The organism is Stenotrophomonas sp., from assembly GCF_032066555.1.
Classification (GTDB): domain Bacteria; phylum Pseudomonadota; class Gammaproteobacteria; order Xanthomonadales; family Xanthomonadaceae; genus Stenotrophomonas.
In genome coordinates, this window is record NZ_DAMBKV010000003.1 from 91692 (window position 1) to 115066 (window position 23375).

Consider the following 23375-nt stretch of genomic DNA (forward strand, 5'->3'; position numbering starts at 1 on the left):
CCTCACCCCAACCCCTCTCCCGCAGGCGGGAGAGGGGCCAGCAATGCGTCGGCTGCCCTCACCCCAACCCCTCTCCCGCAGGCGGGAGAGGGGCCAGCAATGCGTCGGCTGGTAGTGCACTAGCCCCTCTCCCGCTTGCGGGAGAGGGGTTGGGGTGAGGGCAGCACCTGCTCGTGACCTTTCGCCCGATCCCGACAAAAAGCATCACCCACCTGTAACGCCAACCCGCCATCCGGGCGCTACGATTGGCCCATCCCACATCCTTGCCAAAACCACCATGGGCACCTGGATCTGCAGCAACTGCAAGGAAGTCAACGAAGACAACCGCGACCAGTGCTGGAAATGCGGCACCCGTGCCGATGGCGCCCCGCCACCACGTGGCTATCAGGCCGATGACAGCCGCAGCTGGACGCAAGCACCGCGCTTGATCGACTGCCCGCGCTGCCCCGGGATGCAGATGGAATTCATTGGCCGCAAGCGCTTCCATGAAAGCACGCAGACCATGCCGTTCCTGCTCGGCGACATCGGTGAACTGTTCGGCAACCGCGAGGAATTCGACCTGCATGCCTGCCCGAGCTGCGGCAAGGTGGAGCTGTTCCTGTCCAATCGCCTACGCTGACCCGCACGCCCACAGGCATGCCGCCGATGCGCTTCCACCGCTGCCTGATCCTGCTGTTCATCGCGGTGTACCTGCTGATGCTGTTCGGCGGTGCCGCACTCAAACCCGGCTATTCGCCGCTGTCACAGTACATCAGTGAACTCGGTGCGAGCGGTAGCGCGCATGCGCGCTTGATCAGCCTGTTCGGCTTCATCCCGGTGGGAATCCTGGCCGCACTGCTGTTGTGCGTGTTTGCCGGAAAGGTACCCGTGCGCGGAGCAAGTCGATTCGGCTACTGGCTGCTGATGTTCGAACCGCTGGCATGGATAGGTTCGGCGTTGGCGCCCTGCGACTTGGGCTGCCCAACCAGCGGAAGCGTTTCGCAATCACTACATACCCTGCTCGGCGTGTTCACCTATCTGGGCACTGCACTGGGCCTGCTGTTGTTGGCCACCACGCCCGCGATCCGCCCAGGCACACGCCTGTTGTGGATTGCGCTGGCAGGACTCTGGCTGCTGCTGTTCGTCCTGATGGGGATCGAACCCCTGCAACCTTGGCGCGGGCTGCTGCAGCGCCTGGCCGAGTGGAGCGTCTACGGCACGTTGTGCATCAGCGCCTGGCGACTCGCCACTCCCGTCCCTGTCGCCCACACCGCAGTAACACGCGCATCCGGATAGGCGGTGTACGCTGCGCTCCTCTGTCACCGGAGCATCCGCATGAGCCACCGCAGCCGCCTGGCCGGTTTCATCATTGATTGCCAGGGCACCGACAGCGATGTCGCCGCCGCGTTCTGGGCACCCGCACTCGGCCTGAAAGCCGAGCCCGGCTACACCGAGGACGATGGCGCGCAGTACGCAGAACTGACGGGCGCGCCGGCCGAACTGCATGTGGAAGTGCAGCGCGTCGACCACGCATCACGCGTGCATCTCGATATCGAGGCCGACGATATCGATGCCGAGGCGGATCGGCTCGAAGCATTGGGCGCACGCCGCATCGGCAAGGTCAAACGCTGGTGGGTGATGGAAGCCCCCACCGGCCATCGCTTCTGCATCGTGCAGATGAAACATCCGGAACGTGGCGCAATACCCAACATCTGGAAATAGCGCGGAATTTTCACGACAACAGGCATTGCGATGTGCTGGAATGCCGCCCCAACTTCAATGAGTCAACAGCATGAGTTTGATCACCGGAATGATCGTGGGCGCACTGGGCGGCCTGGCCCTGGTCAACATCCTCGCACTGATGGCAAGGAACAGCGGCAGGCCGCATGACCTCACCACCTTCAGCTCCGATGAGAACGTGCTGGCCAAGGTTGATGCCTGGGCAAGCCAGCAGGGCTATCGCCTGGTCCGCGACATCGATGGCACCCGCGTCTATCGCAAGGGCAACAACATCCTGACCTCGCCGATGTATCTGGAAGTCACCCGCGATGGGAACAGATACACCGTCAAAAGCTACACCCAGATCAATGGTTTCATCCTCCGCGGCGACATGGCGCTGACCGGCGACACCTTCATCGCCAAGCTGCCACGATCCATGGCCAAGAAGGCGCAGAACCTGCTGTTCGCGTCCTTGAACGTACCCGGCCTGCCCTGAGCACGGAACAGCGCATTCGCCGCCTGCAACGCGCAACCGGGGATAATGCGCGATCTCCGCCCACCGGAACCGCAGCAATGCCCCCTTCTGTTTCGCTACAAAACGCACGCGTGCTGGTTGCCGGCGGCAGCCGCGGCATCGGCCTGGCCATCGCCCAGGCCTTTGCCCGCGACGGTGCGAAGATCAGCCTCTGTGCGCGTGGTGCAACGGCACTGCAACAGGCTGCCGAATTGTTATTGCGCGATGGCGCAGCCGCCGCGCACACGCAGCAATGTGATCTCGCCGATCCGATGCAGATTCAAGCCTGGATCGATGCCGCTGCAACCGCGCTGGGTGGCGTCGACATCCTCATCAACAATGCCTCCGGCTATGGCAACGGCAATGACGATGCGAGCTGGCAAGCGGGTTTCGATATCGACCTGATGGCCGCGGTGCGCGCCAACCGCGCTGCCCTGCCGCATCTGCGCCTGAGTGCGATGCCGGCCATCCTCAACATCAGCTCGATCAACGCCTCGGTGCCGACGCCACGCGCAGCGGCCTACTCCGCCGCCAAGGCCGCCTTGAATTACTACACCACCAGCCTGGCGACCGAGCTGGCGCGTGAGCGCATCCGGGTCAACGCGTTGGCACCGGGCTCGATCGAATTCCCCGGCGGACTGTGGGAGCAGCGCCGCAGCAGCGCACCCGAACTGTACGAACAGATCCGCAACAAGATCCCGTTCGGTGGCTTCGGCAATGTCGAGGATGTGGCCAACACCGCGGTGTTCCTGTGCTCGCCGGCAGCGCGCTGGATCACCGGCCAGGTGCTGGCGGTGGATGGCGGGCAGTCACTGCCGGCCTGAGCCTCGCCTGCCGTTTGTGGGAGCTGCTGTTTGTAGGAGCGGCGTGAGCCGCGAAGCCGATGCGCTCACAGATCCCCGGCTTCGCGGCTCACGCCGCTCCCACAAACCAACCAAGCCCAAGCAAGCTCAACCAGAACTCACACCAACTCCGCCGACCCCACCACCCGCATGCCCGGCTGCGGATCCAATACCGCCTCCACCAAGGCGTCGGCAATCCGCGTGGCCGGATTGATACGCCAAGCGCGCGGCAGCACAGGCGCCAGTGCTCCCAGCACCACGCTGGCCAGATGCTCGCCGGCTCGCCGTTCGACGCGGTCGCCGCCAATCAGGCCCGGACGCACCAAGGTCAATGAGGCAAACCCCAGCGCGCGCAGGTCCTGCTCCAGCTCGCCCTTGACCCGGCTATAGAACACCAGCGAACGCGGATTGGCACCGGCCGCCGAGTTCAAGGCAAACACCTCGCAGCCATTGGCACGCGCTGCGCGTGCAATCACCAGCGGATAGCCATGGTCGATCTGCCGGAAAGCCTCACGCGAGCCGGCCTGTTTCATCGTCGAGCCCAGCGCGCAGATCACCGCATCCACCTGCCAGCCCTGCGTCACCGTCGCCAGCGCGGCAAAATCCAGCACCGGATTGAGCAGCTTGGGGTCGGTCCGCGCCAGCGCGCGCCGGGTCGGTGCGATCACACCGCTGCAGCGTGGCTCGGCCAACAACCGCTGCAGTACCTGCGCCCCGACCAGACCGGTCGCGCCAGCCAGCAATACCCGCATGATGTGCTCCTGTGATCGGCTGCCATTCAAGCCCGCTGCTACCTTGCCGATAATGGGGCTTGGACACCACCTCCGGTTGCGCACGGGCGCAGCCACAACCCGCCCGGACCCCTGCGCAATGGCCGACAGCCCCGACGACTCCTCCACCTCCCGCAGCAGCGGGCTGGGCCGCATCCTGTCCCGGCGGTCCGCGCCGCAGGCGGCTGCGGCGGTCGAGGTGGTAGCCAACGGAGGCGGCGGCATGGCGATGCTGCAGCGCTTGTTCATCGGCGCCAACGCGCCCGAATCAGTACTGGCCGCCTTCGCCCAGGGCATGTGCACCCTGCCCGGTGAACTCGGTGACATGGGCCAACGCCTGCACAGCGCGCATGCCGAGCAGGACTGGGAACGCTACGGTCGCCTGCTGCGGCAATTGATCGACAAGTACATCCGTACCGTCGAACTGGAAGCCTCCCACACCCGCAACAGCCAGGCCGAGCAGCTGCGCGACATGCTGCGCGACACCCTCGGCGCGGTGCTGGCCAGCCTGATGCAGCAGTCGCCTGAGCTCGAACAGCAGGCCCAACGCATGGGCGAGGAACTGCGCAGCTGGCGCAGCGGCCAGCCGTTGCAGCCGGTGGCCATCCATCTGCGCGAACTCTGCCACCAGGTCGGCGTGCGCAGCAGCAGTCTGCAGGAACAGCGCGACCTGCTGCTCAACCTGTTCGACATGCTGCTGGAGAACATCTCCGAGCTGCTCGATGGCGACAGCTGGCTGCAGGGCCAGATCCGCTCGATCCGGCAGCTGCTGGCCGGGCCGCTGGACGCCAACTCGCTGGAGCAGACCCGCAACGACCTGCGCGAAGTGATCTATCGACAAGGGCTGCTGCGCGAAGGCATCGACCAGTCCAAGCAGGCGATGAAGGACCTGATGGTCGACTTCGTGACCCAGGTGGACGGCATGGTCACCGAAACCGGGGAATACCACGACCGCATCGCCAGCTATGCCGTTGCGGTGCGCCAGACCCGCAGCATCTCCGACCTCACCCAACTGCTGCAGGACGTGCTGCAGGACACCGCGCGGGTACAGGAGCAAGCTGCACGTGCGCGCGACCATCTGGCCAATGCCCGCGCCGAGGCCAAGGCCGCCGAGCAACGCGTGCAGCAGCTGGAACGGGAGCTGGAAGAAGCCGGCAGCCAGCTGCGTACCGATCCGCTGACCGGCGCCCTGAACCGGCGCGGCCTGGAGCAGCAGCTGGGCGAGCTGTTGGCCGACCACAGCACGCCACTGAGTCTGGCCATGATCGACCTGGACCACTTCGGCCAGACCAATGCCCGGCACGGCCACGCTGGTGGCGATCAGGCCCTGCGCCATCTGGTGGCGGTGACCCAGCAACGCCTGCGCGGTCGCGACTGCATCGCCCGCCTCGGCGGTGACGAGTTCGTGCTGGTGCTACCCGGGCTCAACCGCGCCGCCGCGCTGGAAACCCTGCAACAGCTGCAGCAGCAGCTGGCGCAACGCCCCTTCCTGCATGAGGAACAGCGCGTGCAGGTCCGCTTCAGCGCCGGCGTCGCCCAGGCCCTGCCCGGCGAAGCCCTGCAGGCCCTGTTGCAGCGGGCCGACCAGGCCCTGTATGCGGCCAAACGTGTCGGCCGCAACCAGGTGCTGCCCGCCAACTGAGTCACCCCGCAGCGGAAATCCGCCCGGGGCTGTGATATTTCCTGCGCTGGTGCGAATCACCCGGGCATGGACATCACTGCAACCGACCCCATCGTCGACCTGCAACACCGCTTTGCCCAGTTGCTTAGCCAGCATCAGGGCATCGTGCTCAAGGTTGCGCGTGGCTATTGCGCGCACCTTGAAGACCGCCGCGACCTGATCCAGGAAATAAGCACCCAGGCCTGGCGCGCCTTTCCAGGTTTCGATCCGCAACGGGCGCAATTCAGTACCTGGCTTTACCGCATCGCCCTGAACATCGCCATCTCCCAGCTGCGTGGCCGCGAACTGCGGCGACACCACCACAGCGAAGCCACGCTGGATGACGACCTCGCCAGTGTTGCCGACAACGCCGAAGACAGCGCCAGCCTGGCCCAGCTCAATACCTTGATCCAGCGCCTGCCGGCGCTGGACCGGGCCCTGCTGTTGCTGCATCTGGACGATTGCAGCCACCGCGAGATCGGCGATGTACTGGGCATCAGCGCCAGCAATGCCGCCACCCGCCTGCACCGGCTGCGCCAACAACTGCGCAGCCACTTCAATCCTGCCGACAGCGCACGAGACTGACACCATGGAACTCGACGAACTCAAGGCCAGCTGGGCACAGCAGGCGCAACGTATCGATCAGCTGGAAACCTTGGCCCTGCAGGCCTGGCAGCAGCCGCGCAAGGCCGGTGTGCGGCGCCGGCTGCGCTGGTTCAGTGGTCTGCAGCTGGCTTGGCTGCTGGTGTGGATCGTAGTCACCGTGCTGGCGGCGAGTTTCTGGGTGGAGCACCGTCAGGTGCCGCAACTGCTGCTTACAGGGCTGGCCTTGCATGTGTACGGCATCGCTGCGATCTGGGTGTCGATCACCCGCGCCTTGTTGGCGATACATGCAGATGCTGCCGAGGCACCGGTGCTGATCCAACAGCAACGACTGGCGCGGCTACGCCGCTTCACCGCAATCACCGAACTTGGCCTGGGCCTGCCGTGGTTTTGGCTGTGGCTGCTGGCCCTGCAATGGGGCAGCGTGCAATGGCTGGGCCTGGATCTGTATGCGATGGCACCAGCGTGGTTCCTCGGCAGCTTGGGCTTTGGCGTGGCGTTGATGCTGGGCAGCATCGGAGCTGCCCGCTGGACGATGCGACGCTTGCCGGCCAGTCATCGTCTGCAACGCTTGCTGGACAGCCTGTCCGGGCAATCGTTGGCCCGCGCGCAGCAGCAGCTGCGGGAATTGGAGCAGGGCCTGCAGTGAACTGCGGCGGTGTTGCTGTCTTGTGGGAGCGGCGTAAGCCGCGAAGCTGGCAATCTTTCAGATACTGCCAACGTCGGCACCATTGCTGATGCCTGAAGCATTTCCTGCTTCGCGGCTTACGCCGCTCCCACAATCAAGGCAGAAATGCCGGCTTCAATCCGCCGCTTTCGCCCCGCGCATACGCTGGACCAGGGTCACCACGGTCAGTACCACTGCACCGATGATCACGCCCACCACCACGCTGCCCAAGGCATTGGCCAGCCATTCCAGATTGGCCGGTGCCAGGCCGACGATGAAATGATGCAGGGCCGGAATCGCGTGCACCAGGATGCCGCCACCTACCAGGAACATCGCCGCGGTGCCGGCAATCGACAGGCCGCGCATCAACCACGGTGTGGCATACAGCAGGCCACGGCCAAGCGCCGCCAGCGCGCGGCCCTTGTCCAGCAACCAGGCCCCAACGTCATCAAGCTTGACGATGCCGGCCACCAGGCCATAGACGAACACCGTCATGCCCAGTGCAACCGCAATCAGGGTCACAACCTGCTGACTGAACGGAGCGTGCGAGATCACCCCCAGCGACAGCACGATGATCTCCGCCGACAGGATGAAATCGGTACGCACCGCGCCCTTGATCTTGTCCTTCTCGAACGCGACCAGATCCACCTTTTCATCGGCGATGGCCTTCAGCCGCTCGGCCTTGTGCGCCTCATCCTCGTCCTTGGAATGCAGGAACTTGTGCGCCAGCTTCTCCACGCCTTCGTAACAGAGGAAGGCACCGCCGATCATCATCAGCGGGGTGATCGCCCACGGCAGCCATGCGCTGATCGCCAGCGCCGCCGGCACCAGGATCGCCTTGTTGACCAGTGACCCCTTGGCCACCGCCCACACCACCGGCAACTCGCGGTTGGCAGTGACGCCGGTTACCTGCTGCGCATTCAAGGCCAGATCGTCACCGAGCACGCCGGCGGTCTTCTTGGCAGCGACCTTGGTGAGGATGGAGACGTCATCCAGCAACGCGGCAATATCGTCGAGCAGGGCAAACAGGCTGGCTCCAGCCATGGGTCACCGTAAGGTCATAGGACAGGGGAAGGGGGATTTTCACTCATTCGTGCCCGCTTCGGTGCGCAAGCCCACGTATTCACCCCCCTGCAACCCCGCTGCGGCCACACTGCAGGCTCGCCCGCCTGGGAGAACCCCGCTTGATGGAACCGACCAGCAGTGACAGCCCGACCACCGTCGGCGGCCTCAGCCGACGCCAGCAGATCGTGCGCCTGCTGCTGCGCTACCGCCATTCCGGTGTGTTCTCCGGGATCTCGCTGGATGGCGAAATCCCGCGCCTGGGCCGGCCACCGGCCGCCGGCAACCCCACCCAGTTCGTTGCCGACCTGGAAGCGCTGGGCACCACCTTCGTCAAACTCGGCCAAGTGCTGTCGACCCGCCCGGACATGATCCCGCCCGAATACGTGGCCGCGTTGGAACGCATGCAGGAAAAAGTCGCGCCGATCCCGGTGGAACAGATCCGCGCGGTGATCGAGGACGAACTGGGCGCGCCGGTCAGCAAGCTGTTTGCCTGGTTCGACCCGCAGCCGCTGGGCAGTGCTTCCATCGCCCAGGTCCACCAGGCCGAACTGCACGATGGCCGGCAGGTTGCCATCAAGGTACAGAAGCCCGATGTCGCCGCCCAGCTGCGTTCGGATATCGGTGTGCTGCGCAGCTTCGCCACTGCCGCCGATCACCTGACCCGGGTCGGCCGCAAGGTGCGCTTCTCCGACTGGCTGGGCGAGTTCGCCAAGACCCTGCGCATGGAGCTGGACTACGAAGCCGAGGCTGCCAATCTGGCGCGCTTCGGCCAGCACCTGGCGCCCTACCCCGAACTGTGGATACCGCAACCGGTGTGGGACCTGTGTGGACGCCGGGTACTGACCATGGAACTGGTGCAAGGCGTGCGGGTGGATGCGATCCCGCCGGTACGCCGCACCGAGCAATCGATGGTGCCGCTGGCTGCGGCGCTGGTGCGGGGCTACCTCGACCAGATCTTCGTGCACGGCGAAATCCACGCCGACCCGCATCCCGGCAACCTGCGCGTCACCCCAGAGGGCCGGCTGGCGATCTTCGACCTGGGCATGGTCGCGCATGTACCACCGCGGCTGCGCCAACGCCTGCTGAAGGTATTGTTCGCCGCCGTGGATGGCCGTGGCGAGGAAGTGGCCGACGAGATCATCGGCATCAGTACCCGGCTGGAGGACTATGACGAGGAGCGCTACCTGCGCGAGACCGGGCAGATGATTGCCCGCTACGCCGCCAACGGCACCTTGTCCGAAGGCCATGTGGTGCTGGAGATCGTGCGCATCGCCACCGCCAGCAACCTGCGCACGCCACCGGAGCTGAGTCTGCTCGGCAAGGCGCTGCTCAACCTGGAAGGCGTGTGCCGCTTCCTGGCACCGGAGATGGAAACCCGCAAGGTTGTCGAACGGCAGCTGCAGCATGTGATGCGCGCACATTTCCGCAAGTCGTTCTCGGCGGCCAACCTGGCCAGCGAGGCGATGGAGCTGCAGCAGCTGCTGCGCAACGGGCCGCGCCGCATGTCCGACATCCTCAGCGTGCTGGCCGAAAACCGCCTGCAGATGAAGGTCACCGGCCTGGACGAATCGCGGCTGATGGAAAACATCCAGAAGGTGGCCAACCGCATTGCCGCCGGCCTGATCACCGCTGCCCTGCTGCTGTCCTCGACGCTGCTGATGCGCGTGCCTACCCGCTGGACGCTGTTCGGCTACCCCGCTTTTGCAATGCTGCTGTTCCTGCTGGGCGTGATCATCGGCCTTGGGCTCATCGTCAGCTCACTGCTGTTCGATCGGCGCACCAGAGCACGCGCCCGCGAAGAACGTGGCCATCGCTGAGTGTAGATGCGGCATCCGTAGCCCGGGTAAGCGCAGCGCACCCGGGAGCACATGGTGCATGCAGCAACGCACCGGCAGCGTGGATATGCGCTTGCCTTGAACGGACGCAGAAAAGCGCCGGTCATCTCCCTTCAATCCATTGCCAGCCCCGGATGCGCTGCGCTTACCCGGGCTAGGTGGGTGCATGAACAGTCCGATTGCAGCTTGAGAAGCGACAACAGAAGTTTCCAACCACTGAAATCAGGCAAAAAGCACACTCTCTCACCAAAGATCACAGTATTCGGCGTGCCGCACATAACGCGCAGCTGATGATGAAAGCTGCTGTGCCGTCCGAACATTTCAGTCAGGTTACGGCAGGCAAGATCCAGATGCTTCTGCCACAGCACTGAAACAACAGTGTGTAGAGCGATGACGGCCCAGGTCGTCACCCCCTGTCTCCGCTACCCACGTGACCGCATGCATTGGATCATCTGGCTGTCTCTGGCAGCACTGTTCGTATTGTTGATGTTGTCGCCCACCCTGGCGCGCTTGAAGGCTGGCCTGCTGTCACTGCTGCTGTTGGCGCTGAGCAGTTGGTGGCTGATAGACAAACTCAGTGGCGATGGCATCAATTCGGCCACGCTGTACCACCTGCGCAGCGACATGGAAGGCGCCGGTGTGGGTGACTTCAGCGCCTACATCATCGGCTTCATCGGCCTGGTGATCGTCTCGCTGACACCGTTGTTGTTGCTGCGTGTGCGTCGCCTGCAGCGCCCCCGTCATGGCCTGGCGGTGTTCGGCGGCTTCACCGCGTTGTTGCTGACAACACTGCTGCTCAGCCCGCTGTACACCGATGGCAAGCGCATCTATCAGCAGATGCAGCCGGTGGACTACAGCGCGGTAGCGCCGGAATACCAGCTGCCATCAAAGGCGCTGGCGCAGCGGCCGAACATTGTCTGGATCTACGGCGAGAGCCTGGAACGCACCTATTTCAACGAAGACGTCTTCCCCGGGCTGATGCCCAACCTGACCCGGCTGGCCGGCGAAGGCCTGGATTTCCGCAACATCGCCTCCGCCGACGGCAGTGGCTGGACCATCGCCGGTCTGGTGTCGTCGATGTGCGGCGTGCCGCTGACCACCGCGCAGGGCGACGAGAACAGCATGGGCCGCATGGGCCGCTTCCTGCCCGAAGCCTTCTGCCTTGGCGACTACCTGAAGCAGCAGGGCTATAGCAACCACTACATGGGCGGTGCCAACGGGCAGTTCGCCGCCAAGGCCGACTTCCTCAACTCGCACGGTTTTGACGATGTGCGCGATCTGGAATGGTTCCAGCAGCAGAACATCGCCAAGCGGCATTTCTCCAATTGGGGCGTGCACGATGACGTGCTGCTGGAGCGTGCCTACGAGCGGTTCCTCGAGCTCTCGGCGAGCGGCCAACCGTTCATGCTGACCGCCTTGACCATGGACACCCACCATCCGGCCGGGCATCTGCCGGTTGCCTGCAGGAACACGCGCTATCGCAGCGCACACGGCAATATCGGCCTGCTCAATGCACTCAAGTGCAGCGACCGCTTGATCTCGCGTCTGGTCGACCGCATCCGCAGCAGCGCATTCGCCGACAACACGCTGGTGGTGGTGGCCTCCGATCATCTGGCCATGCCCAACGACCTGAGCCATGTGCTGGAAAAGCAGAAACGCGAGAACCTGCTGCTGTTCCTGGGCAACAAGCTGCAGCCGCAGCAGATCGTTGCGCAGGCGGGCACAACGCTGGATTCGGGCGCCACCGCGCTGCAGCTGCTGGACCCTGCGATCGATGCGATCGGCTTTGGCCGCTCGCTGTTGAAGCCGGCACCCGCGGCAAGCGCCAGCGTCGCGGCGACCAGCGGTGATACGAGGACCTACGCACGCTATAGCGCGTTCGCACGTTCGCTGTGGCTGGGCGAGCAGACCCGCATGTTGCGCCTGGACAACGACCAGGTACTGGTGGGCGTGCAGAAGGTGCAGCCGCCGGTGCTGCTGGAATACGACCAGCAGTGGGACCTGAAATCGGTGTACCTGGAAAACACCTCGCGCAAGTTCGAGGAGGCCGATCCGCAGCACCGCCTGGCCTATGTCGACCGCTGCACCGCGTTTGAAGATGGTTCGGCCGATGGCCAATGGTGTGCCTTGCTGCTGGACAGCGACCAGGGCATGCGCCTGTACCGCGATGCGCAGCTGCGCCGTGGCATCGCCGTGGATGCGCCGTTGCAGGCGTTCAGCGGGCCCCGTCCCAGCGTGCGCCAGTCACGCATGATCAGCCGCCAGCCGCGCCACACAACCCCCGGTCGTTATGTGCTGGAGCTGTATGCCGCACAACGCCCGCAGCGCGGCTTCTGGGTGGAAGCGGTGGCATCAAAGCGCAACGTGGTGGTGGCCCAGCAATGGGTGCAGCCCGATGCCGATGGCCGCATCCGCATGCCGCTGGGCGTGGACCAGGAGATCGACGACCTGGAGATCCGCGCCTGGTTGAACCATGCCGAGCAGTTGGCCGTCGACGACTATGCGCTGCTGCCGACCAGCGAGCATCCGCGGTCGTGATGAACATTCGTGCTTTTGTGGGAGCGGCGTAAGCCGCGAAGCTGGGCATGCTGCAGTGAACAGCATGCCCGCAATCTGAAAGACCATGAGCTTCGCGGCTTACGCCGCTCCCACATTCCGACAAATCCCGGTAAAGCCCCTGCCGAGCGTGGCTCGGCACTACCTAGGCCTGCGGGGGATCGCGCACCAGATGGATGTCGGTCGGAGTGACCAGGGCGATGCCGGCGGCAGCAGTCTGCTCCAGCAAGGCGAACAGCACCTCACTGCGGGTTCCGTATACGCTCCGCGACGATGACACGTAGGCAAAGCTGTTCACCGCCACCTGTCCGCCGCTGATCGAATCAATGAAGAACGACGGTGCCGGGTCGATCAGCACCGTCTCGTTGGCGGCATAGATCCCCAGCAGCAGCGTCCGCAGCTTGCCCATGTCGGTGCCCAGTGGCACCGAGAACTGCACCTGGATGCGGCCCAGCGCATTGGCCATGGTCATGTTGCGGATGGTCTTGGTGATCAGCTCCGAGTTCGGCACGATCAGCGTGGAACGATCACCCACCTGGATCTCGGTGGAACGCACCGAGATACGGCGGATGTCGCCCTCCTGGTCACCGATCTTGATCCAGTCACCAATCTTCACCGGCCGCTCGGCCAGCAGGATCAGGCCGGAGACGAAGTTCTGGGTGATCGCCTGCAGACCAAAACCGATACCCACCGACAAGGCGCTGGCCAACAAGGCCACCTTTTCAAAACCAATGCCCAGCGCCGCCAGGGCCCACAGGCCAGCCAGCACGATGCCGAGGTAATGCGCCACCGTGCTGATCGAATTACGCGCGCCGATATCCAGGTCGGTCTTGGGCAGGTAGGTATCCACCAGCCAGCGCTGCACCACCCGCATCAGCGCAAGGCCCAATACCAGCACCAGCACCGCGCTGATGATCGAGGCAGGTGTCAGCAGGTTGCCGCCGATCTTGATGCCGGCCGACAGGCGTTCCAGCCAGCCATACAGGGCGCTGACATTGCCGAATGGAGCAACAAAGGCGGTGATGCCCAGCATCACCAGCGCGAGCCGTGACGTGGCCGACAGCAATACACCGGCCTGTTCCAGGCGGTTGGAGGACAAGCCGGTCGACAGCCGCAGCATGCGCCCGGCAGCACTGTCCGGTGCCAGCAACCACAACGCGAAGTCATCGGCGAAGCGCGTCAGCAACGTCGTCGCCAGCACGATCACCGTGCCCCAGACCATCTGCTGGGCGGTGAACATGGCGAAATTGAGGTAGCCGAGCAAGGTCGCCACCAGCGCGGCGAAGATGCTCAGGTAGCCGCCCAAGCGCGCCACGATCAGCCAGCCACTGCGCGGCGCACGCGGCGAGCGGCCGCTGTTGGTGCTCTCCGCTTCCGCCTGCGCGGCTTCGGCCGCACGGCGTCGATGCAGGCCGGCCAGGGTCGCCAGCATGCTCATGATCAACACCACATAGGTCAGTGCGATCAGGCCGTCCAGGGTCACCGTGCCCACCGCCGAAGTGCGCGCAGCGCGATTGACGTCGCGCAGCAGCATGGTCAGCCAGGTCAGGCTGGCCGCGCCCCAGGCAAAGCGGCGCAGGCGGGCGGCGGCGACATCATCGATGTCCAGCAGGCGCCAGGTCGGCCGTGATGGCACCAGCAGGCTGGCTGCCACGGCACCGATGAAGGCCGCCACGAAGGTGGCGACGACGAACATGTCGGCCACCGATTCCAGCCGCGGTGCGATCGCATCGATTGCCCGCAGGCTGGCCACCAGTACCGTGGCCGCCAGCCCCGGCAGCAAGGTGCCGACCAACAGCAGCCACACCGCAAGACCGGTGCGACGCAGGCGTCCGTCCGGGGCACGTTCGGAAGCAGCGTAGCGGCGACCAAGATGGCGCAACCAGATGCGCAGCGGGAACAGCATCAGCAAGGCCAGCGCCGCGCCCAGCAGCGGCATGCCCCAGCCCTGCTTGCCGGCCGCCTTCAGCAAGGCATCGTGGGCCTGCCGGTACAGCGACTGGAAGCGCGCAAGATCGTCCGGCACATGCTCGCCGAACTCGCGCCACAGGGCCGGCGACAACGGCGAGGCCACCTTGCGGCCCATCTGCTCGCCAAACTGCTGGGCGCGCATCTTCTCGATGGCTTCGTTGGCCTGCTTGGCCTCCTCCGCCAGCAGCTTGCCGCGCTTGATGTCGGCATCGATCTGGCTGCGCTGCTGGTCCAGCAGCTTGCGCTGGCGGGCAATACCGGAATCTTCGCCGCCCTCGGGTGCCGGCCCCAGTTGCTCGATGCGGGCATCGAGCTGGGTCAGTTCCGGCTGCAGCGCGGCGACGCTGGCCTCGGCCTCGCGCTGCGCCTGGCTGGCACGCTCGGCCAGGGTTTTCAGGGTTTCCGGTGCATCGGCATCGGTGACCGCGCGTTTGACCGCCGCCACCGCGCGAGAAGCCTGTTCGATACGGGTCTGCGGGCTGCTATCGGCCGCCGCACCTTCGGGCGCGGCCCAAGCCACATTGCTGGCACCCAGGCCAAGCAGGAGGACAAACAACAGCGCGCGCAGCGGATGCGAAAAACGATGGGCAGGCAAGACGGAGCACCGGGTCGCGCGGACCACCGCGCCTGCCCGGAACTATATGTCAGTGCGTGTTCACTTCCTGCAAAAACACGTCACGGTGCTCAGTATTCCAGTGCCAGTTCGACGATATGGTGGCGGTTGAGTTCGTAGATTTCCTGGAACTCGTCCTCGGTCAATTCGGCCGGTGCATAGACCGCCACCGGTTCCCACACCTGGGTGGTCGGTCGTGGCTGGCGCGGCCCGGCCCGCAGGGCGAAGCCCTGGCCGTCGTAATGGACCACCTCCGGCAACTGCTCCCAGCGTTCGCGTGCATAGCGGTTCTGCCCCTTGAGCAGGATCACGACAAACATGGCGGACTCCCGTCTTCGGATGGCGACAGCCTAGCGCAGCCATGTTTGCCTGGCGCGAAGGCCGCTTCGCGCATGAATGCAGGCCTTCAGGCAACGGCGAGACGACCTCCCGGGCACGGGCGCTTAACCATTGCTGCCTTATAGCTGGACCCCCGACGCAGCCGCCTGCGTGAACGCCAGAGAGGTTTTCCATGCATCAACACCCTGAGCTCGCCACCGTTCCCCAGGTGGACCTGCAGCGTTACCTGGGTACCTGGTACGAAGTTGCACGCCTGCCCATACGCTTTGAACCCGAAGATGCCACCGACGTCACCGCCCACTACTCTCTCAATGAGGATGGCAGCGTACGGGTGCAGAACCGCTGCCTGCACGGCGGCAACCTGGAAGAATCCATCGGCCAGGCCAAGCCGGTCGACGACACCAACAGCCGCCTGGAGGTCAGCTTCCTGCCCGAAGGCCTGCGCTGGATTCCCTTTACCAAGGGCGACTACTGGATCATGCAGCTGGACGCGGCCTATACCGCTGCCCTGGTCGGCAGCCCTGACCGCAAATACCTGTGGTTGCTGGCACGCCTGCCGCAGATGGATGCCACCACCCGCGACCACTACATCGCCTATGCGCAGCAGCAGGGCTTTGATACCGCAGCACTGATCCACACGCCACATACCGGCCACCCTACCGCCGGCTGAGCGGCGGCCCCCGCGATGACCGGAGCTGTGCATGGACCTGAAAAGCGGCTATCCGTTCTGGGCCATCAAGAATGGCCTGATGCACGCCTTCCCCGCGCTGCGGCGGGACCTGCGCTGTGAGGTGGCGGTGATCGGCGGTGGCATTACCGCTGCCCTGATTGCCGACCAACTGGTGTGCCACGGCCACGATGTCGTCGTCATCGAGCAGCGCGACATCGGCTGGGGTTCCACCGCCGCCAGTACGGCGCTGCTGCAGTATGAGATCGATACGCCATTGCGCGAGCTGGCCAAACGCCATGGCATCGACGCCGCACTGCTGGCCTATCGCGCCTGCGCGCAGGCCATCGACGAACTGCAGGCGCTGGCCGAGCAGGTCCGCGGCGTGGATTTTCAAAGCACCCTGAGCCTGTACTACGCCAGCCGCCGCGGCCATCTGCGGCCGCTGCTGGAGGAATACGAACTGCGCGACCGGCATGGCTTCGCAGTGGAGTGGCTTGATGCCGACGGTGTTGCCGAGGAATACGGTTTCGCCGCACCCGGCGCCATCCGCAGCACGCCGGCCGCGCGCATGGATCCCTATCGCATGACCTACCGTCTGTTGACGCGGCTGTTGGCACAGGGCGCGCAGGTCTACGACCGCAGCAGCGTGACCTCGGTAACGACCGGCGCCCGCCGGGTCCAGCTGCGCACCACCCACGGCGTGCAGGTCGACTGCGAGCATCTGGTGGTCGCCTCCGGCTACGCCGCCCAGGACTGGCTGAAGCAGCGCGTGGCACGCAACCGCAGCAGCTATGCCGTCGTCACCGATCCACTGCCGCCGGCCCTGCTGGGACCGCTGCGCACTACCTTGATGTGGGAGACCGCCCGCCCCTATCTCTACCTGCGCAGCACGGCCGACAACCGCCTGCTGGTGGGCGGCGAGGACGACGCGATCGATCTGCCAGCGCGCCGGGATGCGCAGGTGGATCGCAAGGCCGCGCGCCTGCTCGCCAAACTGCGCCGCCTGTTCCCGCAGCTGACCGTCCAACCCACCTTCGCCTGGGCCGGCACCTTTGCCGAAACCGAAGACGGCCTGCCCTTCTTCGGTGCCCACCCACAGTGGGGGCCGCGCGTGCATTTCGCCATGGCCTATGGCGGCAACGGCATCACCTATTCGATGCTGGGCGCCGGCCTGATCCGGGCTGCCATCGAAGGCCGCCGGCACCGCTTGGCGGAACTGTTCTCCTTCCGGCGCCTGAGCTGAAAGTTCCCCGCCGGCGACGGCTATCGACAGCCATCGTTCAACGCTTTTCTGTTAGCGTCCGTGTTGCCCGCCAGCACGGCGTGGTCCCAGTTCCGGAGCGCCTGCAACATGATCCGCACATCCCTGATCGCCGTCCTGTTGTTGGCCCCCGCCGTTGCCATGGCGCAGGATGATGCCACCAGCGCCGCAGGTGGCCTGGACCTGAGCGTGCCGCAGGCGCCGCTGCGTTACCTGGGCGAAACCTACAAAGGCGATGCACCGGGCACCTATTACGGCGACCACAGCGGTCGCGGGTTGGCCAAAAAGGACAGTCCTGGCGCCGAGGTAATGGATGACAAACTGCAGGTACATGGCGCGGTCAGCGCCGGTATCGGCTATTCCAAGGCCTACGGCAACAGCAATTGGCAGGCCGTGGACCTGAACGTGGGCAAGAACTACAACACCGACGAAGGCCAGAGCCGACGGGTGAACCTGAACATCCACATGAGCAAGAGCGAAGGCCCCGGCCCCTATGGCTACGGCCCTTACGGCCCCGGCCCGGGTTTTGGCCCCGGTCCCTGGGGCGGCTGGTAAGCCCAGCCCCACCTACTTCTGGGGTGACTGGTACGCCCGCCAAGGCGGCCATTTAGCGGCCGGCGTGCATCCACAGGCAATCCAGCGCATCCAGCGCGATGTGCACCAGCAGGCCGATGCCGAACAGGCGGGTGCGCCTGGGCACGGTCAATCCCGCGTAGACCACGATGGCTGGCGCCGTATGCAGGGGATGGAAGCCGATGCTGCAGCGGTCGGGCGCATAGATGGGATCGGCCAGCAGGTGGTCCAGGTCGATCACCCAGCCCAGCAGCAGCAACAGCCAGGCCTTGCCGAACTGCGGTCGCCAGAACAGCCAGGCCAGCAACGCCGGCACCGCCAGATGCAGGCACAGGTGCAGGATCGCGCGTGAACTCATTGCCGGCCCGCCAACGACAGTGCGGCAGACCGGGGCCTTACGGGCTGCACGGGAACGGGGACGTGTGGGAGCATGCGGGCGGACTTTGCTGAACCAGCCCCGATTGTAGGCTGGGGGCTCGCCAGTGCGGCGTTACACTATGCCCCCGCCGGCATCTCCGCCGCGGTGGTTCCGGAGTGGCAATGATCAACAACGACGTACTGCGCAGCATCCGCTACATGCTCGACCTCAGCGACAGCATGGTGGTGGACACCATCCATCTGGCCGATTCCAGCTTTGAAGTGGATGCGGCACAGGTGCACGATTTCCTGCGCAAGGACGACGAGCCGTTGTTTGAAGCCTGCCCGGACGCGGTACTGTCGCGCTTCCTGGACGGCCTGATCTACCACTACCGTGGCCGCGACGAATCGCAGCCGCAGCGTCCGCCGGAAAAGCGCATCACCAACAACATCGTGCTGAAGAAGCTGCGCGTGGCCTTCGAACTGAAGGACGTGGACATGCATGTGATCTTCGAAAGCGCCGGCTTCCCGATGTCCAAGCCGGAGCTGTCGGCGCTGTTCCGCCAGCCCGACCACAAGAACTACCGCGAATGCGGCGACCAGGCCCTGCGCAACTTCCTCAAGGGCCTGACCCAGCGCGTACGCCCGGCGTAAAGCGACTGTGAGATGTGGGAGCGACAGCTCCCTTGTGGGAGCGGCGTAAGCCGCGAAGCTGACAATGCATGCGCGCCGGAGAGTCTCTTCGGGCGGTATGGCGTTGACCGCTGCTTCGGCACTAACTGTGGCTTCGCGGCTGATGCCGCTCCCTCAAGCGCTGCAAGAGCCGCGAGACCCGAATCAGTCTGACCGTTTACAGGATGCGGTACACCCGTGCCTTCGGCAGGTCTTCGTCCACCTGCAGGAACCAGCGCCCGGCGATGCCCGGAATCACGTCGATTTCCGGTGACTGCAAGGCAGTGCGCAGGCGCATCTGGCCCTTCAGCACCTTCCATTGCTGGCCGTTGGCCAGCACGAATACCGTGCCTGGCCCCCAACCTTCCACCGTTCCCTGCACGCTGCTGTGCACAGGGCCTTCTTCCAGGCCGATCTGCATGGGCGCAGGTGTGGGTGTGGCAGCGGCCGCTGTGACCGACGCAGTTTCGCTGAGCATGCGGTTGAGCAGCTGCAGCTGCTGCGCGCTCAGGCCGACCTGCTGCAGCTGTTCGGCACTCAGGCGCTGCTCCAGTGGCAGGTAGTCACGCTGCTGGCTCCAGGCCAACGGGGGTGTCGACAACAGCATTGCGGCGAGCAGCAGGCGGGTTTTCATTCTCAAGGTCCTTCCGGCCGGTGCCGGTTGAGGCGCACTTTGCTGCAGTTTGGTTGCAGTGGTGTTACATGAAGCAAAGCAAGAGCTTGCCCTCACCCCAGCCCCTCTCCCGCGTGCGGGAGAGGGGCTAGTGCACTGCGAGCGCAAGCAATACGAGCCCCTCTCCCGCACGCGGGAGAGGGGTTGGGGTGAGGGGAGGCTTCCAGCTGAAGATCTCAACCCCAAACCTTCGGCAAAAGAAAAGGCCCGGCATAGCCGGGCCTTCCTTCGCAGCATCACGCCAAAGCGTCAGCGCGTCTTACCAGCTGAAGCGCGGACCCACGGTCCACTGCTTGTCACCGTTGTTGAACATCTTGATGTCGCCATTGATGCCCCAGTTCTGGTTCAACTTCACCTGGCCACCGAGACGGCCATAGAAGTCGCCTTCCGGGCTGATGCCGTGCTTCTTGCTGAAGTCTTCGTAGCCAGCCATTGCATACACTTCAGCGTGCTTGCCGAATGCGGTGCGGATGCCGGCTTCAGCGCTGTAGCCGTTGAAGTCCAGGCCCTGGGCGAACTTCTCGTCGTACTTTTCGTAAGCCGCGCGAGCAACGAAGTCGGTGGTCGGCGCGATTTCCTTGTTGAAGCCGGCGCCAACGCGCCACTGCTCGATATCAAGGTTGGTGTGCGAGATTTCCTGGCGGGTGTATTCACCGAAAGCGTGGAAGTTCGGCAGGAACCCGTAGGAACCCTTTACGCCCCAACCTTCTGCCTTGCCGTCGGCCGAGGTCTTGGCGTAGTCGGCTTCTGCATAGTTGTAGGACAGGCCGTCAGCGGCCGAAGCGGCGAACGGGAGGGCGGCAACCAGCGCCAGGGCAATCAACGAAGTCTTCATGGGGTACTACCTCTGCATTACTGAGCTTGATGGCACGACAGCAAACAGCTGTCTGCGTCCGGATGTAAGTTTTCCGTTAGACGCCCCAACAAACCCTGAAACCACGCCTGCAATAAAACGCCGATTTTTGGCTTTTATTCAGGCGTTTTCTGGCACGCGCGGCGCGCGTGCACTTTGCATCTCGTTCATTTTCACGATTGCGCGCAATAATCAACGAGCGCGCTTGCCGGCGGAGACGCCGCCAAAGGTGGTTGGCAATGCGCTGTCGTGCAACGGTACGCCAGTCTCGATATCACGCAGGATCGGGCAATCCGGGCGGTCATCGCCGGCGCAGCAGTTGGCCAGTGCCTGCACGGTCTGCACCATGCCCTGCAGCTCGGCGATGCGCTGTTGCAGTACCTGCACGTGCTCCAACGCCATGCGCTTGACGTCGCCACTGTGGCGCGAGCGGTCGCGCCACAGTTCCAGCAGTTCGCCGATGCGCTCCACGCTGAAACCCATGTCACGCGAGCGTTTGATGAAACCCAGCGTATGGATGTCGCGTGGCGCGTACAGGCGATATCCCGCATCGGTACGCGCAACCGGCCCGATCAGGCCGATATCCTCGTAGTAGCGGATCATCTTGGCGGAAATGCCGGAGGCCTTGGCGGCCTGGCCGATGTTCATGCCTTCTTCCATCGTCATCACTCCTCAGGCCTGCATCTGCGGGGCACGAAAACGCTTCAGGCGCAGCGCGTTGCCCAGTACGAACACCGAGGAAAGCGCCATCGCACCGGCCGCGAACACCGGCGACAGCAGGATGCCCCAGACTGGGTACAACACGCCGGCCGCGACCGGAATCAAGGCCGCGTTGTAGACGAAGGCCCAGAACAGGTTCTGGCGGATATTGCCCATCGTCGCCTTGCTCAGCGCAATGGCATTGGGCACGCCCTGCAGGCTGCCGGACATCAGCACAACGTCAGCGGCCTCGATCGCCACGTCGGTACCGGTGCCGATCGCCAGGCCAACATCGGCTTCGGCCAGCGCCGGTGCGTCGTTGATGCCATCGCCTACATAGGCCAGGCGGCCGTGCTCAGCCTTGAGCCGGCGCACCGCATCGACCTTGCCTTCCGGCAGCACTTCGGCAACCACTTCGTCGATGCCGAGCTGGCGCGCGATGGCCTCGGCGGTGCGGCGGTTGTCGCCGGTGATCATCGCCACCTTCAGGCCCAGCGCATGCAGGCTGGCGATGGCGGCACGGGTATCGGACTTGATCGGGTCGGAGACGGCGATGATGGCTGCCAGGCGACCATCCAGCGCCGCGTACAGGGGGCTCTTGCCTTCTTCGCCCAGACGCTGCGCATCGGCGGCGAACACCGCCACATCCAGACCGAGCTTCTGCATGAAGCGATCAGCGCCCACTTCCACGCGCACGCCATCCACAGTCGCACGCACACCGTAACCAGTCACCGATTCGAAGGCATCCACGGCCGGCAGCTGCAGGTTTTCCTGCTGCGCGGCGGTGACGATGGCGCGGGCAATCGGATGTTCCGAGCGGTCTTCCACTGCCGCCACGCGCGCCAGCACATCACTGCGCTGGAAGCCCTCGGCCAGCTGCAGGTCGGTCAACAGCGGGCGGCCTTCGGTCAGCGTGCCGGTCTTGTCCACCGCCACCACCTGCGCTTCCTTCAACAGTTGCAGCGCCTCGCCCTTGCGGAACAGCACGCCCAGCTCGGCGCCACGACCGGTGCCGACCATGATTGAGGTCGGCGTCGCCAGCCCCATCGCACACGGGCAGGCAATGATCAGCACCGCCACCGCGTTGACCAGACCAAAGGTCAGCGCCGGTTCGGGGCCGAATATCAGCCACACCGCGAAGGTCAGCAAGGCCAGGCCCATCACGATCGGCACGAAAACCAGGGTGATGCGATCGACCAGCGCCTGGATCGGCAGCTTGGCGCTCTGCGCCTGTTCCACCAGGCGGATGATCTGCGCCAGCACGGTCGCCCCGCCGACGGCGGTGGCACGCACGCCGAGCGCGCCGGTCTGGTTGACGGTACCGCCAATGACGTTGCTGCCCGGCGCCTTCTGCACCGGCACCGGCTCGCCGCTGATCATGGATTCATCGACATAGCTGTCGCCATCGATGACCTCGCCATCCACCGCGATGCGCTCGCCCGGACGCACTTCGATCACGTCACCACTGGCGATCTGCTCCAGCGGCAGCTCGACCACGCTGCCATCGCGACGCACGCGCGCGGTCTTGGCCTGCAGCTTGAGCAGGCGCTTGATCGCCTCGGAGGTGCGACCCTTGGCCTTGGCCTCCAGCACGCGGCCGAGCAGGATCAGGGTGACGATGACTGCGGCGGCCTCGTAGTAGACGTTGACGGTGCCGGCCGGCAGCAGCCGCGGCAGGAAGGTCGCCACCAGCGAGTAACCATAGGCCGCCAACGTGCCGACGGCGACCAGTGAGTTCATGTCCGGCGCGGCACGCAGCAGGGCCGGGATGCCCTTCTGGTAGAAACGGCGGCCCGGGAACACCAGCACCAGCGTGGCCAGCACGAACTGCAGCAACCAGCTGTTCTGGGTGCCCAGCGTGCTGGCGATGAAGTGATGGAAGGCCGGGATCAGGTGCCCGCCCATTTCCAGCAGGAACACCGGCAGGCTGAGCGCCGCCGCGATCCACAGGTCCCGCTTGAGCACACGCAGGTCGTCGGCATGGCGCTGTGCCTGCTGGTCCTCGTTGCTGCCGGCACTGCCGATCACGCTGGCCGCGTAACCGGCTTTCTCGACGGCCGCCAGCAGTGCGGCCGGATCGGCTGCGCCCTGCACGCTGGCGCGCTCGGTGGCCAGGTTGACGCTGGCCGACTGCACGCCCGGCACCGCCTTCAGCGCGCGCTCGACGCGGCCGACGCAGGACGCGCAGGTCATGCCTTCGATCAGCAATTCCTGCGCGGCGGGGGCGCTGACCTCGTAGCCGGCCTTGTGTATCGCCTGCACCAGCGCCTCACGCGGCACACTGCCGTCGGTCTGCACGCTGGCGCGTTCGGTGGCCAGATTGACGCTGGCCTGGCTGACCCCGGGAATGGCCTTGAGCGCACGCTCCACCCGCCCCACGCAGGAGGCGCAGGTCATGCCTTCGATCATCAGATCTTCGGTGGCAGGGCCCGATTTCTGCTTGCCCGGACTGGCGATGCTGCTCATCGGCACGTCTCCATTTCG

General features: G+C 65.0%; 23 protein-coding genes and 1 pseudogene. 14 read left to right on the plus strand and 10 right to left on the minus strand.

The annotated features are described in order from the left end of the window. The first annotated feature begins 277 nt into the window (after nucleotides 1–277). The 5 genes from RT131_RS05355 to RT131_RS05375 all read left to right on the plus strand — a co-directional run bounded on the left by RT131_RS05355 (nucleotide 278) and on the right by RT131_RS05375 (nucleotide 3036). Nucleotides 278–619: a hypothetical protein gene (locus RT131_RS05355; protein ID WP_313170926.1), complete on the plus strand. Its 342-nt coding sequence runs from the start codon at nucleotides 278–280 to the stop codon at nucleotides 617–619. A gap of 17 nt (nucleotides 620–636) precedes the next feature. Then, nucleotides 637–1275: a DUF998 domain-containing protein gene (locus RT131_RS05360; RefSeq protein WP_313170928.1), complete on the plus strand. Its 639-nt coding sequence runs from the start codon at nucleotides 637–639 to the stop codon at nucleotides 1273–1275. A gap of 39 nt (nucleotides 1276–1314) precedes the next feature. After that, nucleotides 1315–1701, plus strand: coding sequence for a VOC family protein (locus RT131_RS05365; RefSeq protein ID WP_313170930.1), 387 nt, complete (start codon nucleotides 1315–1317; stop codon nucleotides 1699–1701). 70 nt (nucleotides 1702–1771) lie between these two features. After that, nucleotides 1772–2194: a hypothetical protein gene (locus RT131_RS05370; protein ID WP_313170932.1), complete on the plus strand. Its 423-nt coding sequence runs from the start codon at nucleotides 1772–1774 to the stop codon at nucleotides 2192–2194. A gap of 77 nt (nucleotides 2195–2271) precedes the next feature. Then, nucleotides 2272–3036, plus strand: a complete 765-nt coding sequence (locus RT131_RS05375; RefSeq protein ID WP_313170934.1) for an SDR family NAD(P)-dependent oxidoreductase — start codon at nucleotides 2272–2274, stop codon at nucleotides 3034–3036. A 137-nt stretch (nucleotides 3037–3173) separates the two neighbouring features. On the opposite strand, the gene RT131_RS05380 is transcribed toward RT131_RS05375, so the two are convergent. Further along, nucleotides 3174–3806, minus strand: coding sequence for an NAD-dependent epimerase/dehydratase family protein (locus RT131_RS05380; RefSeq protein ID WP_313170936.1), 633 nt, complete (start codon nucleotides 3804–3806; stop codon nucleotides 3174–3176). 118 nt (nucleotides 3807–3924) lie between these two features. Here RT131_RS05380 and RT131_RS05385 point away from each other — a divergent pair, with 118 nt between their 5' ends. The 3 genes from RT131_RS05385 (at nucleotide 3925) to RT131_RS05395 (ending at nucleotide 6736) form a co-directional block, all read left to right on the plus strand. Continuing rightward, nucleotides 3925–5466: a diguanylate cyclase gene (locus tag RT131_RS05385; protein WP_313170937.1), complete on the plus strand. Its 1542-nt coding sequence runs from the start codon at nucleotides 3925–3927 to the stop codon at nucleotides 5464–5466. A 66-nt stretch (nucleotides 5467–5532) separates the two neighbouring features. Next, on the plus strand, nucleotides 5533–6069 hold the full coding sequence (locus RT131_RS05390; RefSeq protein ID WP_313170939.1) for a sigma-70 family RNA polymerase sigma factor: 537 nt from the start codon (nucleotides 5533–5535) through the stop codon (nucleotides 6067–6069). Between the two features lie 4 nt (nucleotides 6070–6073). Next, nucleotides 6074–6736, plus strand: coding sequence for a hypothetical protein (locus RT131_RS05395; RefSeq protein WP_313170941.1), 663 nt, complete (start codon nucleotides 6074–6076; stop codon nucleotides 6734–6736). Nucleotides 6737–6889: 153 nt separating this feature from the next. On the opposite strand, the gene RT131_RS05400 is transcribed toward RT131_RS05395, so the two are convergent. Next, on the minus strand, nucleotides 6890–7798 hold the full coding sequence (locus tag RT131_RS05400; protein ID WP_313170943.1) for a DUF808 domain-containing protein: 909 nt from the start codon (nucleotides 7796–7798) through the stop codon (nucleotides 6890–6892). 176 nt (nucleotides 7799–7974) lie between these two features. Between RT131_RS05400 and RT131_RS05405 the strand changes: the two are divergent. Then, nucleotides 7975–9636: pseudogene (locus RT131_RS05405) on the plus strand (AarF/UbiB family protein); the annotation flags it as partial. A 131-nt stretch (nucleotides 9637–9767) separates the two neighbouring features. Here RT131_RS05405 and RT131_RS05410 read toward each other — a convergent pair. After that, nucleotides 9768–10064 (minus strand): hypothetical protein, encoded by a 297-nt coding sequence (locus RT131_RS05410; protein WP_313170945.1) that lies wholly within the window; start codon nucleotides 10062–10064, stop codon nucleotides 9768–9770. A 28-nt stretch (nucleotides 10065–10092) separates the two neighbouring features. Between RT131_RS05410 and RT131_RS05415 the strand changes: the two genes are divergently transcribed. Continuing rightward, nucleotides 10093–12192 carry a phosphoglycerol transferase I gene (locus RT131_RS05415; RefSeq protein WP_313170947.1) on the plus strand — a complete coding sequence of 700 codons (2100 nt, stop codon included), beginning with the start codon at nucleotides 10093–10095 and terminating at the stop codon, nucleotides 12190–12192. 163 nt (nucleotides 12193–12355) lie between these two features. Here RT131_RS05415 and RT131_RS05420 read toward each other — a convergent pair whose 3' ends face one another. Then, nucleotides 12356–14776 carry a DUF3772 domain-containing protein gene (locus RT131_RS05420; protein ID WP_313170949.1) on the minus strand — a complete coding sequence of 807 codons (2421 nt, stop codon included), beginning with the start codon at nucleotides 14774–14776 and terminating at the stop codon, nucleotides 12356–12358. A gap of 89 nt (nucleotides 14777–14865) precedes the next feature. Beyond that, nucleotides 14866–15114, minus strand: coding sequence for a hypothetical protein (locus tag RT131_RS05425; RefSeq protein ID WP_313170951.1), 249 nt, complete (start codon nucleotides 15112–15114; stop codon nucleotides 14866–14868). Nucleotides 15115–15305: 191 nt separating this feature from the next. Between RT131_RS05425 and RT131_RS05430 the strand changes: the two genes are divergently transcribed. From RT131_RS05430 to RT131_RS05440, 3 genes are all read left to right on the plus strand, one after another. Beyond that, entirely contained in the window at nucleotides 15306–15803 is a 498-nt protein-coding gene (locus RT131_RS05430; protein WP_313170953.1) for a lipocalin family protein, read from the plus strand. A 31-nt stretch (nucleotides 15804–15834) separates the two neighbouring features. Beyond that, the gene (locus RT131_RS05435; protein ID WP_313170955.1) at nucleotides 15835–17046 is read left to right on the plus strand and encodes an FAD-dependent oxidoreductase; all 1212 of its coding nucleotides are present in this window, start codon (nucleotides 15835–15837) and stop codon (nucleotides 17044–17046) included. 108 nt (nucleotides 17047–17154) lie between these two features. Then, nucleotides 17155–17619 carry a hypothetical protein gene (locus RT131_RS05440; protein WP_313170957.1) on the plus strand — a complete coding sequence of 155 codons (465 nt, stop codon included), beginning with the start codon at nucleotides 17155–17157 and terminating at the stop codon, nucleotides 17617–17619. 52 nt (nucleotides 17620–17671) lie between these two features. Here the strand turns inward: RT131_RS05440 and RT131_RS05445 are convergent, their stop codons facing one another. Continuing rightward, on the minus strand, nucleotides 17672–17995 hold the full coding sequence (locus RT131_RS05445) for a DUF6122 family protein (protein ID WP_313170959.1): 324 nt from the start codon (nucleotides 17993–17995) through the stop codon (nucleotides 17672–17674). Nucleotides 17996–18177: 182 nt separating this feature from the next. On the opposite strand from RT131_RS05445, the gene RT131_RS05450 reads away from it, so the two are divergent. Continuing rightward, nucleotides 18178–18648: a DUF1456 family protein gene (locus tag RT131_RS05450; protein WP_313170961.1), complete on the plus strand. Its 471-nt coding sequence runs from the start codon at nucleotides 18178–18180 to the stop codon at nucleotides 18646–18648. A gap of 196 nt (nucleotides 18649–18844) precedes the next feature. Here the strand turns inward: RT131_RS05450 and RT131_RS05455 are convergent, their stop codons facing one another. The 4 genes from RT131_RS05455 to RT131_RS05470 all read right to left on the minus strand — a co-directional run bounded on the left by RT131_RS05455 (nucleotide 18845) and on the right by RT131_RS05470 (nucleotide 23357). Continuing rightward, nucleotides 18845–19300: a hypothetical protein gene (locus RT131_RS05455; protein ID WP_313170963.1), complete on the minus strand. Its 456-nt coding sequence runs from the start codon at nucleotides 19298–19300 to the stop codon at nucleotides 18845–18847. A 298-nt stretch (nucleotides 19301–19598) separates the two neighbouring features. Continuing rightward, entirely contained in the window at nucleotides 19599–20174 is a 576-nt protein-coding gene (locus RT131_RS05460) for an Ax21 family protein (protein ID WP_303748602.1), read from the minus strand. Nucleotides 20175–20384: 210 nt separating this feature from the next. Next, entirely contained in the window at nucleotides 20385–20840 is a 456-nt protein-coding gene (gene cueR / locus RT131_RS05465) for a Cu(I)-responsive transcriptional regulator (RefSeq protein WP_313171341.1), read from the minus strand. A gap of 24 nt (nucleotides 20841–20864) precedes the next feature. Continuing rightward, nucleotides 20865–23357 (minus strand): heavy metal translocating P-type ATPase, encoded by a 2493-nt coding sequence (locus RT131_RS05470; protein WP_313170966.1) that lies wholly within the window; start codon nucleotides 23355–23357, stop codon nucleotides 20865–20867. Between the last annotated feature and the right edge of the window lie 18 nt (nucleotides 23358–23375).

What these genes read in the sequence shown, in the direction of transcription:
- RT131_RS05355 (WP_313170926.1), top strand. Translation starts at nt 278, where the DNA reads ATGGGCACCTGGATCTGCAGCAACTGCAAGGAAGTCAACGAAGACAAC.
- RT131_RS05360 (WP_313170928.1), top strand. Translation starts at nt 637, where the DNA reads ATGCCGCCGATGCGCTTCCACCGCTGCCTGATCCTGCTGTTCATCGCG.
- RT131_RS05365 (WP_313170930.1), top strand. Translation starts at nt 1,315, where the DNA reads ATGAGCCACCGCAGCCGCCTGGCCGGTTTCATCATTGATTGCCAGGGC.
- RT131_RS05370 (WP_313170932.1), top strand. Translation starts at nt 1,772, where the DNA reads ATGAGTTTGATCACCGGAATGATCGTGGGCGCACTGGGCGGCCTGGCC.
- RT131_RS05375 (WP_313170934.1), top strand. Translation starts at nt 2,272, where the DNA reads ATGCCCCCTTCTGTTTCGCTACAAAACGCACGCGTGCTGGTTGCCGGC.
- RT131_RS05380 (WP_313170936.1), bottom strand. Translation starts at nt 3,806, where the DNA reads ATGCGGGTATTGCTGGCTGGCGCGACCGGTCTGGTCGGGGCGCAGGTA.
- RT131_RS05385 (WP_313170937.1), top strand. Translation starts at nt 3,925, where the DNA reads ATGGCCGACAGCCCCGACGACTCCTCCACCTCCCGCAGCAGCGGGCTG.
- RT131_RS05390 (WP_313170939.1), top strand. Translation starts at nt 5,533, where the DNA reads ATGGACATCACTGCAACCGACCCCATCGTCGACCTGCAACACCGCTTT.
- RT131_RS05395 (WP_313170941.1), top strand. Translation starts at nt 6,074, where the DNA reads ATGGAACTCGACGAACTCAAGGCCAGCTGGGCACAGCAGGCGCAACGT.
- RT131_RS05400 (WP_313170943.1), bottom strand. Translation starts at nt 7,798, where the DNA reads ATGGCTGGAGCCAGCCTGTTTGCCCTGCTCGACGATATTGCCGCGTTG.
- RT131_RS05415 (WP_313170947.1), top strand. Translation starts at nt 10,093, where the DNA reads ATGCATTGGATCATCTGGCTGTCTCTGGCAGCACTGTTCGTATTGTTG.
- RT131_RS05425 (WP_313170951.1), bottom strand. Translation starts at nt 15,114, where the DNA reads ATGTTTGTCGTGATCCTGCTCAAGGGGCAGAACCGCTATGCACGCGAA.
- RT131_RS05430 (WP_313170953.1), top strand. Translation starts at nt 15,306, where the DNA reads ATGCATCAACACCCTGAGCTCGCCACCGTTCCCCAGGTGGACCTGCAG.
- RT131_RS05435 (WP_313170955.1), top strand. Translation starts at nt 15,835, where the DNA reads ATGGACCTGAAAAGCGGCTATCCGTTCTGGGCCATCAAGAATGGCCTG.
- RT131_RS05440 (WP_313170957.1), top strand. Translation starts at nt 17,155, where the DNA reads ATGATCCGCACATCCCTGATCGCCGTCCTGTTGTTGGCCCCCGCCGTT.
- RT131_RS05445 (WP_313170959.1), bottom strand. Translation starts at nt 17,995, where the DNA reads ATGAGTTCACGCGCGATCCTGCACCTGTGCCTGCATCTGGCGGTGCCG.
- RT131_RS05450 (WP_313170961.1), top strand. Translation starts at nt 18,178, where the DNA reads ATGATCAACAACGACGTACTGCGCAGCATCCGCTACATGCTCGACCTC.
- RT131_RS05455 (WP_313170963.1), bottom strand. Translation starts at nt 19,300, where the DNA reads ATGAAAACCCGCCTGCTGCTCGCCGCAATGCTGTTGTCGACACCCCCG.
- RT131_RS05460 (WP_303748602.1), bottom strand. Translation starts at nt 20,174, where the DNA reads ATGAAGACTTCGTTGATTGCCCTGGCGCTGGTTGCCGCCCTCCCGTTC.
- cueR (WP_313171341.1), bottom strand. Translation starts at nt 20,840, where the DNA reads ATGAACATCGGCCAGGCCGCCAAGGCCTCCGGCATTTCCGCCAAGATG.
- RT131_RS05470 (WP_313170966.1), bottom strand. Translation starts at nt 23,357, where the DNA reads ATGAGCAGCATCGCCAGTCCGGGCAAGCAGAAATCGGGCCCTGCCACC.